This window comes from Frondihabitans sp. Leaf304, assembly GCF_001423105.1.
In the GTDB taxonomy this organism is placed as follows: domain Bacteria; phylum Actinomycetota; class Actinomycetes; order Actinomycetales; family Microbacteriaceae; genus Frondihabitans.
In genome coordinates this window covers 321,091-332,443 of record NZ_LMNV01000002.1, presented here as the reverse complement: position 1 = coordinate 332,443, position 11,353 = coordinate 321,091, and the positions used below count along the sequence as shown (strand labels likewise).

The 11,353-nt window shown below is 68.1% G+C and carries 11 protein-coding genes; 8 read left to right on the top strand and 3 right to left on the bottom strand.

All coding sequences use genetic code 11. The features are described from left to right. Positions 1-10 precede the first annotated feature (10 nt). Genes ASF54_RS01480 through rpoZ form a run of 7 tightly spaced genes read left to right on the top strand, consistent with a single transcriptional unit; the run spans position 11 to position 8,407 of the window. The gene (locus ASF54_RS01480) at positions 11-1,369 is read left to right on the top strand and encodes a dihydroorotase (protein WP_055957926.1); all 1,359 of its coding nucleotides are present in this window, start codon (positions 11-13) and stop codon (positions 1,367-1,369) included. Beyond that, a complete protein-coding gene (locus tag ASF54_RS01475) occupies positions 1,366-1,869 on the top strand; it encodes a PH-like domain-containing protein (protein ID WP_055957923.1) in 504 nt (167 codons plus the stop codon). Before ASF54_RS01480 ends, ASF54_RS01475 begins: the two co-directional genes overlap by 4 nt. Continuing rightward, positions 1,866-3,047 carry a glutamine-hydrolyzing carbamoyl-phosphate synthase small subunit gene (gene carA / locus ASF54_RS01470; protein ID WP_055957920.1) on the top strand — a complete coding sequence of 394 codons (1,182 nt, stop codon included), beginning with the start codon at positions 1,866-1,868 and terminating at the stop codon, positions 3,045-3,047. Before ASF54_RS01475 ends, carA begins: the two co-directional genes overlap by 4 nt. Next, complete coding sequence (gene carB / locus ASF54_RS01465; protein WP_055957919.1) at positions 3,047-6,340, top strand: carbamoyl-phosphate synthase large subunit; 3,294 nt, start codon at positions 3,047-3,049, stop codon at positions 6,338-6,340. Before carA ends, carB begins: the two co-directional genes overlap by 1 nt. After that, positions 6,337-7,221, top strand: coding sequence for an orotidine-5'-phosphate decarboxylase (pyrF, locus tag ASF54_RS01460; RefSeq protein WP_084815865.1), 885 nt, complete (start codon positions 6,337-6,339; stop codon positions 7,219-7,221). Before carB ends, pyrF begins: the two co-directional genes overlap by 4 nt. After that, the gene (gene gmk, locus ASF54_RS01455) at positions 7,209-8,132 is read left to right on the top strand and encodes a guanylate kinase (protein WP_055957916.1); all 924 of its coding nucleotides are present in this window, start codon (positions 7,209-7,211) and stop codon (positions 8,130-8,132) included. Before pyrF ends, gmk begins: the two co-directional genes overlap by 13 nt. An 8-nt stretch (positions 8,133-8,140) precedes the next feature. Further along, complete coding sequence (gene rpoZ, locus ASF54_RS01450; RefSeq protein ID WP_055957913.1) at positions 8,141-8,407, top strand: DNA-directed RNA polymerase subunit omega; 267 nt, start codon at positions 8,141-8,143, stop codon at positions 8,405-8,407. A 113-nt stretch (positions 8,408-8,520) separates the two neighbouring features. Here the strand turns inward: rpoZ and ASF54_RS01445 are convergent, their stop codons facing one another. Next, positions 8,521-8,814: a hypothetical protein gene (locus ASF54_RS01445; RefSeq protein WP_055957911.1), complete on the bottom strand. Its 294-nt coding sequence runs from the start codon at positions 8,812-8,814 to the stop codon at positions 8,521-8,523. Between the two features lie 57 nt (positions 8,815-8,871). Continuing rightward, positions 8,872-9,177, bottom strand: a complete 306-nt coding sequence (locus tag ASF54_RS01440) for a hypothetical protein (RefSeq protein ID WP_055957908.1) — start codon at positions 9,175-9,177, stop codon at positions 8,872-8,874. A 141-nt stretch (positions 9,178-9,318) separates the two neighbouring features. Here ASF54_RS01440 and ASF54_RS01435 point away from each other — a divergent pair, with 141 nt between their 5' ends. After that, the gene (locus ASF54_RS01435) at positions 9,319-9,717 is read left to right on the top strand and encodes a hypothetical protein (RefSeq protein WP_055957905.1); all 399 of its coding nucleotides are present in this window, start codon (positions 9,319-9,321) and stop codon (positions 9,715-9,717) included. On the opposite strand, the gene ASF54_RS01430 is transcribed toward ASF54_RS01435, so the two are convergent. Continuing rightward, positions 9,714-11,216, bottom strand: a complete 1,503-nt coding sequence (locus ASF54_RS01430; RefSeq protein ID WP_055957902.1) for a SulP family inorganic anion transporter — start codon at positions 11,214-11,216, stop codon at positions 9,714-9,716. The genes ASF54_RS01435 and ASF54_RS01430 overlap by 4 nt on opposite strands. Positions 11,217-11,353: the final 137 nt, after the last annotated feature.

Genomic DNA, 11,353 nt, shown 5'->3' with positions numbered 1-11,353 from the left:
GAGACCAACGATGAACGACTACCTCCTCAAGGGCGCGACCCTCAGCGACGGGCGCACCACCGACATCCTTCTCGGACCAGGATCCAGCGGCACCGCCTCCCGCGCAGCCGTCAAGGCGCTCGGAACGAACCTGTCCGAGGCCGGCGCCACGGTCATCGACGCCGACGGCCTCCTCGCGCTGCCGGGCCTCGTCGATCTCCACACCCACCTGCGCGAACCCGGATTCGAGGGCAGTGAGACGGTTCTGACCGGCTCGCGCGCCGCCGCGAAGGGTGGCTTCACGGCGGTCAACGCGATGGCGAACTCGTCGCCGGTCGCCGACACCGCCGGTGTCGTCGAGCAGGTGCAGGCCCTCGGAGATCGCGCGGGCTACGTCACCGTCCGGCCTATCGGCGCGGTGTCACAAGGGCTGAAGGGCACCCACCTCTCCGAGATCGGCGCGATGGCGAACTCGCGCGCGGCCGTCCGCGTCTTCTCGGACGACGGGCTCTGCGTCGCCGACCCGCTGCTGATGCGCCGAGCCCTCGAATACATCAAGGGCTTCGGGGGAGTGCTCGCCCAGCACGCCCAGGAGCCGCGCCTTACCGAGGGTGCGCAGATGAACGAGGGCGAACTCAGTGCGACGCTCGGGCTCGGCGGCTGGCCGGCCGTCGCCGAAGAAGCGATCATCGCCCGCGACGTGCTGCTCGCGCACCACGTCGGCGCCCGCCTTCATATCTGCCACGTCTCGACCGCGGGCAGCGTCGAGGTCGTCCGCTGGGCGAAGTCGCGGGGCTTCGAGGTCACCGCCGAGGTGACTCCGCATCATCTGCTGCTCACCGAAGACCTGGTCTCGACCTACGACGCCCGCTACAAGGTCAACCCGCCGCTCCGCCGCAGCGAAGACGTCGAAGCTCTCCGTGGCGCCCTGGCCGACGGCACCATCGACATCGTCGCGACCGACCACGCTCCGCACACCGCCGAGGCGAAGTCGTGCGAGTGGGCGGGCGCGGCCAACGGCATGGTCGGCCTCGAATCGGCGCTGAGCGTCGTCCAGAAGACCATGGTCGACACCGGCCTCCTCGACTGGGCGGGCGTCGAGCGAGTGCTCTCGGCCGCTCCCGCCCGTATCGGGCAGGTCAGCGGACAGGGTCAGCCGATCGGAGTGGGCTCGCCGGCCGAGATCACGCTCTACGATCGAAGTGTGAGCAGGAGTTTCTCGATCGACGACCTCGCCGGCAAGAGCACCAACTCGCCCTACCTCGAGCGCGAGCTGCCGGGGCGAGTCGTGGCCACATTCCACGGCGGCTACGCGACCGTGCTCGACGGCGCCGTCGTCGACACCGAGACGGTCTCCGCGCACGCCGCCGCGTTGGTCGGCGCTCCGTGATCCGCTGGCTGATCGGCGCCGGGTTCCTCGTCGCGGCCGTGGGCATCTACTTCTGGATGCGCGCGGGCTGGCTCGCGCGACGACGACGACAGGCCGACGTGACCCGTCCGACCCCGGCACCGGCCTCCGCCGAACTCGGCGAGCTCCTTGCCGAGCGCGACCTGTTCTACGTCGCCACGACAAAAGCCTCCGACCGGCTCGACCGGATCGTGGTCGGTGGCCTCGGCTTCCGTGGCCGTGCCGTCGTCAGCGTCCACCCCGACGGTGTCGTGCTCGACATCGCGGGGGAGCCGCCGATCCTCATCGCCCGAGCCGACCTGCGCGACGTCGGCCGCTCGACCTGGACCATCGATCGAGTCGTCGAGACTGACGGGCTGATCAAGCTCGGCTGGCGCCTCGGCGACCTCGACGTCGACACCTATCTCCGCGACTCCGACGATCCCCGAGAACTCGTCGCCGCGATCAGCACCCTCATCAGCACTGGAGAGAAAACCTCGTGACAGATTCGTCCACCGCGAACACGGCCGTCCTCGTTCTCGAAGACGGCACCCGCTTCGTCGGTCGCCCCTACGGCGCCACCGGGCGCACCCTCGGCGAGGCGGTCTTCGCCACCGGCATGACCGGCTACCAGGAGACCCTCACCGACCCGTCCTACGCCGGGCAGATCGTCGTCATGACGGCGCCGCACATCGGCAACACCGGTGTCAACGACGAAGACCCCGAGTCGAGCCGAATCTGGGTCTCCGGCTTCGTCGTCCGCGACGCCAGCCGCGTCGTGTCGAACTACCGCGCCCAGGGCAGTCTCGACGAGCAGCTCACCGACGACGGCATCGTCGGCATCCGCTCGGTCGACACCCGCGCCATCACCCGCCGCCTCCGCGACGTCGGGTCGATGAAGGCTGGCATCTTCTCGGGCGACGAGGCCGGGCTCCCGGACGACGAGCAACTCGCCATCGTGAAGAACGGCCGCGACATGCGCGGGCTCAGCCTCAGCGGCCAGGTCTCCACGCGGGAGCGGTACGACGTTCCTGCGGTCGGCGACCGTGTCGGATCCTTGGCCGTGCTCGACCTCGGCGTGAAGACCTCGACGATCCGCTACCTCTCGGAGCGCGGCTTCGACGTGATGGTGCTTCCGCAGTCGACAACGGTCGACGAGCTCAAGGCCCTCGCGCCCGATGCGCTCTTTTACTCGAACGGCCCCGGCGACCCGTCTGCCTCGGACTCCCAGGTCGAACTGCTGCAGAGCGCCCTCCGCGACGGAACACCGTTCTTCGGCATCTGCTTCGGCAACCAGCTGCTCGGTCGCGCCCTCGGCTTCGGCACGTACAAGCTTCCGTTCGGCCACCGCGGCATCAACCAGCCGGTGTGGGACAAGACCACGGGCACCGTTGAGATCACAAGTCAGAACCACGGCTTCGCCGTCGACGCCCCCATCGACGGAGTGCTCGACTCGCCCGCCGGCTTCGGCCGCGTCGAGGTCAGCCACTTCTCGCTGAACGACAACGTCGTCGAGGGGCTGCGCGCCCTCGACATCCCCGCCTTCTCGGTGCAGTACCACCCCGAGGCCGCCGCAGGCCCCCACGACAGCAACCATCTCTTCGACCGGTTCCGCGCTCTCGTGATCGAGCGCTCATCGACGGCCGACGCCGTCCAGGCCGACCCCAAGGAAAGCAACTGATGCCCAAGCGTTCCGACATCAACTCCGTCCTCGTCATCGGCTCCGGCCCGATCGTCATCGGCCAGGCGGCCGAGTTCGACTACTCGGGCACGCAGGCCTGCCGCGTCCTCCGCGAAGAGGGCGTGCGCGTCATCCTGGTCAACCCGAACCCGGCGACGATCATGACCGACCCGGACTTCGCCGACGCGACCTACATCGAGCCGATCACCTCCGAGGTGCTCGAGTCGATCATCATCAAGGAGCGCCCCGACGCGGTGCTCCCGACCCTCGGCGGCCAGACCGCCCTCAACGCGGCGATCGCGCTCGACGAGGCCGGCATCCTGGCCAAGCACGGCGTCGAGCTCATCGGCGCGAAGGTCGAAGCGATCCAGAAGGGCGAAGACCGCCAGATCTTCAAAGAACTCGTGCTCGAGTCGGGTGCCGATGTCGCGCGCTCGCACATCGTGCACCGGGTCGACGAAGCCCTCGCCGCTGCAGACGATCTCGGCTACCCACTGGTCGTCCGCCCCTCGTTCACCATGGGCGGCCTCGGGTCGGGCTTTGCCCACACGCCCGAAGAGCTGACCCGCATGGTCTCGGACGGCCTGCACTCCAGCCCGACCACCGAGGTCCTGCTCGAAGAGAGCATCACCGGCTGGAAGGAGTACGAGCTCGAGCTCATGCGCGACACGGCCGACAACACCGTCGTGATCTGCTCCATCGAGAACTTCGACCCGGTCGGCGTGCACACCGGCGACTCGATCACGGTCGCCCCGGCGCTGACCCTCACCGACCGCGAGTACCAGAAGCTCCGCGACATCGGCATCGACATCATCCGTCGCGTGGGCGTCGACACCGGTGGCTGCAACATCCAGTTCGCGATCGACCCGGCCGACGGCCGCATCATCGTGATCGAGATGAACCCCCGCGTCTCGCGCTCCAGCGCCCTGGCGTCGAAGGCCACCGGCTTCCCGATCGCCAAGATCGCCGCGAAGCTCGCCATCGGCTACCGCCTCGACGAGATCCAGAACGACATCACCAAGGTCACCCCGGCCTCGTTCGAGCCCACGCTCGACTACGTCGTCGTCAAGGTGCCGCGGTTCGCCTTCGAGAAGTTCCCGGCCGCCGACACCACCCTCACCACCACCATGAAGAGCGTCGGCGAGGCCATGGCCATCGGCCGCAACTTCACGCAGGCCCTCCAGAAGTCGCTCCGGTCGCTCGAGAAGCGCGGCTCGAGCTTCCACTGGAAGGGCGAGCCCGGAGACGTCGCCGCCCTGCTCGAACTCGCGAGCGTCCCGACCGACGGCCGCATCGTCACGGTGCAGCAGGCCCTCCGCGCCGGCGCCACCGCCGAGCAGGTCTTCGAATCGACCAAGATCGACCCCTGGTTCATCGATCAGATCGTGCTGATCAACGAGGTGGCCGAGCGGGTGGCCGCAGCCGACGAGCTCTCGTACGAGGTCATGGAAGAGGCGAAAGACCACGGCTTCAGCGACGCACAGATCGCCGAGCTCCGCGGTCGTCTCGAACACGACATCCGCGACCACCGCCACTACCTCGGCCTCCGCCCGGTCTACAAGACCGTCGACACCTGCGCGGGGGAGTTTCCCGCCACGACGCCGTACCACTACTCGTCGTACGACTTCGAGACCGAGGTCGTGCCCTCCGACCGCCGCAAGGTGATCATCCTGGGCTCCGGCCCGAACCGCATCGGGCAGGGCGTCGAGTTCGATTACTCCTGCGTACATGCCTCGTTCGCCCTGTCCGATGCGGGCTTCGAGACGATCATGATCAACTGCAACCCCGAGACGGTCTCCACCGACTACGACACCAGCGACCGGCTGTACTTCGAGCCCCTCACGCTGGAGGACGTCCTCGAGATCGTGCACGCCGAGAGCCAGGCGGGCGAGCTCGTGGGTGTCGTCGTGCAGCTCGGCGGCCAGACCGCTCTCGGCCTGGCCCAGGGCCTCGCGGCGGCCGGCGTGCCGATCCTCGGCACCAGCCCCGACGCGATCGACTCCGCCGAAGAGCGCGGTCTGTTCTCGAAGATCCTCGACGCGGCCGGTCTCCTCGCCCCAAAGAACGGCACCGGAACCGACTTCGAGAGCGCCGTGGCCGTCGCGGACGAGATCGGCTACCCCGTCCTCGTCCGCCCGTCGTACGTGCTCGGCGGACGCGGCATGGAGATCGTCTACTCGTCCGAGCTTCTCGCCGACTACTTCGAGCGCACCCGCGACGAGGTCGTCATCGGCCACGGCCAGCCATTGCTGGTCGACCGCTTCCTGGACGACGCGGTCGAGATCGACGTCGACGCGCTCTACGACGGCACCGAGCTCTACGTCGGCGGCATCATGGAGCACATCGAAGAGGCCGGCATCCACTCCGGCGACTCGAGCTGCACACTTCCGCCGGTGACGCTCGGTCGGGGCGAGATCGATCGGGTCCGCGAAGCTACCCTCAAGATCGCCGAGGGCATCGGAGTCTCCGGCCTGCTCAACGTGCAGTTCGCCATCGCCGCCGGAGTGCTCTACGTGCTCGAGGCCAACCCGCGCGCCAGCCGCACGGTGCCTTTCGTCTCGAAGGCGCTCGGCATCCCGCTGGCCAAGGCCGCTTCGCGCATCATGGTCGGCGCGTCCATCCGCTCTCTGGTCGAGGAGGGCCTTCTTCCGGTCCAGGACGGCTCCGATGTGCCGCTCGATTCGCCGATCTCCGTCAAGGAGGCCGTGCTCCCGTTCAAGCGCTTCCGCACCAAGGAGGGCCAGGTCGTCGACAGCGTGCTCAGCCCCGAGATGCGCTCCACCGGTGAGGTGATGGGCATCGACCGCAACTTCCCGCTCGCGTTCGCGAAGAGCCAGACGGCGGCCTACGGCGGGCTCCCAACCTCCGGCGTGGTCTTCGTCAGCGTTGCCGACCGCGACAAGCGCGCGATCGTGCTCCCAGTTCTCCGCCTGCAGCAGCTCGGCTTCGAGATCACGGCAACCGAGGGCACGGCGACCGTCCTGATCCGCAACGGCATCACCACGCGCATCGTCGGCAAGTACTCCGAGGGCGGCGAGAGCGTGGTCGACCTGATCAACCGCGACGAGGTCGACATCGTGATCAACACGCCGTCGGGCTCCAGCGGCCGGGCTGACGGCTACGAGATCCGCGCGGCGACGGTAGCGGCCGACAAGGCCCTCTTCACCACGATGGCGCAGCTGCAGGCAGCTGTCGCCTCCATCGAGTCGATCCACACGGGCTACGACGTGACGAGCCTGCAAGACTATGCAGTGGAGCGTCAGGCGGGCCTCGACCGGGCTGCCGCGCTGTGAGCGACGCCGCCGGCGGTGCGTCATTCGGCAGCCGCCTGGCGGCGTCGTTCGACCGCTACGGCCACCTCTGCGTCGGCATCGACCCGCACCCGTTCCTCCTCGAGGAGTGGGGGCTCCCGGTGTCGGCGGAGGGCGTTCGGTCGTTCGGGCTGACCGTGATCGAACAGACCGCAGGATCCGTCGGCATCGTCAAGCCGCAGGTCGCCTTCTACGAACGGTACGGCTCCCAGGGTTTCGCCGCTCTCGAAGACGTCTTGCAGGCGGCTCGCGACACCGACCTCCTCGTGATCGGCGACGCCAAGCGCGGCGACATCGGCACGACGATGGATTCGTACGGCGACGCCTGGTTCGCCGACGACTCGCCGTTGCGCGTCGACGCCCTGACCTGCGCGGCCTATCAGGGGCTCGGCGCCAACGCCGGCTTCCTGCGGCGGGCGCGGGAGACCGGTCGCGGCGTCTTCGTTCTGGCCGCGACGTCGAACCCGGAGGCCCGCCTCACCCAGACGGCGCGCCTGGCGAGCGGCAAGACGGTCGCAGCCGGTATCGTCAACGATGTGCTGAACGACAATTCCGCCTCTGACCAGGGCGATTCCCGCGTCGCGCCGATAGCTGCCGACCTCGGCGACGTCGGTCTCGTGCTGGGCGCGACTCTCGACCTCGCCGACTACGGCATCGCCCTCGATCAGCTGGCGTCGACCCCCATCCTCGCTCCCGGCTTCGGTGCGCAGGGAGCCCGGTACGGCGATGTGAAGAGCCTCTTCGGCCCCGCCGCCGCCAGCGTGCTGGTCTCGGCGTCGCGGTCGATCCTCGGGTCCGGCCCTTCGGGTGTTCGCGACGCCGCTCGGCGAGCTTCCGACGAGGTGACCGCATGCCTCGCATGACGCCGCCGCCCGTCGACCGTGCCGCCGCCGCGAAAGCCGCCGTCGCCGCGCGCCGCGCCCGCGCCGAGGTCAAGCACGACGTCTCGGAGCGCCGTCGCACCGCGCTCGACGTCGCCGACGCCGCCTGGGCCGGCGAGGTCACCGCACCCGAGGCGACCCTCCGAGTGCGCGAGCTCCTCACGAGCATCCCCGGCATCGGGCCGACCCGTGTCGCGCGCATCATGGAGCAGCTCGGCATCGCCGACTCCAAGCGAGTCGGCGGTCTGGGTGTGCGCCAACGCGTGATCCTGGGGGACTGGCTCTCGCAGCGGGAGGCCCGTGGGCGCCTCAAATCGAAGCTCGTCGTGCTCGCCGGGCCGACCGCCGTCGGCAAGGGCACCGTCTCGAGCTACATCCGTGAGAACTACGACGTGCACCTGTCGGTGTCGGCCACGACGCGAAAACCGCGCCCGGGCGAGATCGACGGAGTGCACTACTACTTCGTCACCGACGACGAGTTCGACCGGATGATCCGCGACCGCGAACTTCTCGAGTACGCCACCGTGCACAACTCGCACCGCTACGGCACGCCGCGGCCCCCGATCGACGCCGCTCTCGACAAGGGTCAGAGCGTGCTGCTCGAGATCGACATCCAGGGTGCCCGTCAGGTGCGCGCGGTCATGCCCGAGGCCGTGCTGGTGTTCCTGCTGCCCCCGACGTGGGACGAACTGGTTCGCCGACTGATCGGCCGCGGCACCGAAGACACCGCCGAACAGCAGCGTCGCCTCGAGACCGCCAAGGTCGAGCTGGCCGCGCAGGACGAGTTCGACCACAAAGTCATCAACAACGACGTCAGCGAAGCGGCCCGAGAGGTCGTAGACTTGATGGCAATGCCCGCGGCCGCTCGTGCCACGAGGCATCCGAAAGCTTAGGAGGCACCATGGCCGACAGGAACAAGGGCATCATCGACCCGCCCATCGACGACCTGCTCTCGAAGGTCGAGTCGAAGTACGCACTCGTCATCTTCGCGTCGAAGCGCGCGCGTCAGATCAACGACTACTACGCCGACCTCCACGAGGGGTCGCTGTTCGACAACGTGGGGCCGCTCGTCGACTCGACCATCGACGACAAGCCTCTCTCCGTCGCGATGAAAGAGATCAACGAAGACAAGCTCACGTCGAAGCCCCTCGCGGTCGTCGCCGAGTAACACCTTCCCTTCTCAAGCGGGTCGTCCCTTCGGGGGCGGCCCGCTTTTGCGTGGCGCGGTGAGACCTCACAATCGACGGGTTTCAGCGGCGCCGCCGGGCTGATTTTGAGGTCTCACGGTGCCGCGTGCCGGGCGACCCTTGCGGCGCGGCGGCGGATCCTGAGGTGCTGTCGAAACGACGCGAGACGTTCGCGCCAGACATAAGCGAGGGCCATCGCGACGAGCACAACGGGTAGCAGCTCGGGCGCGAGGGCGAAGCTCGTGAAGATGATCTCGAACACCTCGAAGCCGACGAGAGACCCGGCGGCGACCCAGGTCCAGCCCGAGAACAGCCAGAGCTTCTCGGTCACGGTGTGGATGAGTTGGCGCAGTTGCGCGAACGGGCGAATCGGGCGTGAAATGGGCATGCGGTTGCCTTACTGGTGCGATGCGGACTCGAACGGGAGTCTTCGTACCGGCAGGCTTCAGCGGGTACGAAGAGCCCAGGATCCGGGCGCACGCGCCCCAGCCCCACCGCACGGGGCCTCCCGGCGTGCCTGCTGCCGCCGTCGCCGCTCACGGGGTCGGCGTGGCTCGGGGGCGCTCGCCACGGGCACGTCGATCGCCGGGTACTTCGTGGCCCCGTGCACGACGATCGCGATCGCGATCGCTCCGACGACGGCTAGGAGCAGGAGCCCGAGAGCGAGGTGCGGCAGGGCGTTCAGATAGGTCCGAAGCCAGATGTCGAGGGGCAGGACGAGTTCGAGCAGCGTCCAGCTGAACTCGGTCATCTCGTTTCCCTCCGTCTGCGGTCCACCGTAGCGTCGCCCGGGCAGCGAGTGTCCACGATGTGCTGATGTTCGGCCCCGAACACCAGCAGATCGTGGACGATCAGCTCATGGCGAAGCCGCGAGGCGGCGTATGGTCACAGCGTGAGCGACACTGGCGGATACCGCGTCACCGAGTTCGGTGTCACTCGTGTGGACGACCGCACCGTCGTTGCAGTGCTTGCCGCGGAGGGGTGCATCGAGAGCTGGCCACAGGTGATTCGCGAAGCTCTGGCAGCAGCCGGCGCACCAACTCTGACCACGACGAGCCTCGACGACGAGCAGGCCTTTCTGGTGCCGAAGGGCTTTCTGGCCTTCCACTACGGGGGCGTGCAGCTCGAGTTCTCTAGCTCGGCCACCGTCTCGCGCGTCACGGCACGCAGCCATGTGATCGTGGCCGGAGGCTTTCGCAAGCCGAGTTCGCCACCGTGGATCGCCCCTGACGTGCGGAAGCTATTCGAGGCAATTCGTCAAGTACTCGAGCAGCCCGCCACCGCTCTCTAAGCCCCGAACCGCCCCGTCAGCCGCGAGTGGAACAGCGTGCTCCGCTGATCCAGGCCGTCGAAACCGACCTCGATCCCGTGGTCACGGTACTTCGTCTCGATCGCGTCGAGGGAGGCGACGGTTGAGGCGTCCCAGATTTGCGCACGACTCAGGTCGATCGTGACGGTTGCGGGATCCTCGCTGTACGAGAACCGATCGACGAGATCGTTGCTGCTGCCGAAGAAGAGGGGCCCGGTGACGTCGTAGTGAACGGCTGAGCCATCGGCCGACTCCGTGCGCTCGACGCTGATGACGTGCGCGACCCGGCGGGCGAAGAGGACCATCGCGAGCACGACTCCGACGAGCACTCCGTAGGCGAGGTTGTTCGTCGCGACGACGACCGCCACCGTCAGCCCCATGACGAGCGTCTCAGGAAGAGGCATTCGGCGGAGCGTGGAGGGTTTGAGGCTGTGCCAGTCGACCGTTGTGACGGCGACCACCATCATGACGGCGGCGAGGGCGACCATCGGGATCTGGCCCATGATCGAGCTCAATCCCGTCACGAGGGCCAGGAGGAAGACCCCGGCGACGACGGTCGAGATGCGGGTGCGAGCGCGACCGGTCTTCACGTTCAAGACCGTCTGGCCGATCATGGCGCAGCCTGCGATGCCGCCGTAGAAACCGGCGAGGATGTTCGAGACGCCGAGTGCCCACGACTCACGCCCCTTGTGCGACGGGGTGTCGGTCATCTCGTCGACCAGCTTGGCGGTGAGGAGGGTCTCCATGAGTCCGACGAATGCCACGCTCAGAGCTGTCGGCCAGATCAACTGGAGGGTCGCGAGGTTGAGCGGCACGAGGAACGGCGTGATACCGGGAAGTTGGCCCGTGAGCGGGCCCTCGTCGGCGACATCCGGCACGACGAGCTTCGCGACGATGACGATCGCCGTCACGACCACGATCGCGATCAGCGGCGAGGGGACGACCCGCGTGAACCGCGGCACGATGAAGATGATGGCGAAGGTCAGAGCGAACAGCACATAGGCCAGCCACGGCACGTTCAGCACGTGCGGCACCTGCGCGGTGAAGATCAGCACACCGAGCGCGTTGACGAACCCGACCATGACCGAGCGGGGGATGAACCGCATCAGTCGTGCGAGCCCCGCGAAGCCGAAGACGATCTGCACGATGCCGGCGAGGATGACGGTCGGCAAGACGTACTGCACGCCATGGTCGTGCACCAGCGGGGCGATGACGAGGGCGACTGATCCGGCGGCGGCCGTGATCACACCCGGCCGACCTCCGAGAATCGACATCGTGAGGGCCAGCACGATCGACGCGACGAGGCTGACCATCGGGTCGACCCCGGCGACGATCGAGAACGAGATGACCTCGGGCACGAGGGCGAGGGTCGTCACCATGCCCGCGAGGACCTCGCGGGAGAGCTGCTGCGGCGAGCGCAGGGCGCTGAGCACGGTGATCGGCTTGGTGGCCGGGCGGACTGAGGGCAAAGCTGAGGCCATGGGGCGGCTCCTGCGTGGTCGGCTCTCTCGGGAGAGCGATTGATAAGACGGAGGCGCGCCCCGTTGCGCGTGAGCCCACGCCGTCGTGATCTGCGAGGAGTGGGAAGATCGAGAGGGCCGGTGTATTCGCGGCCCTT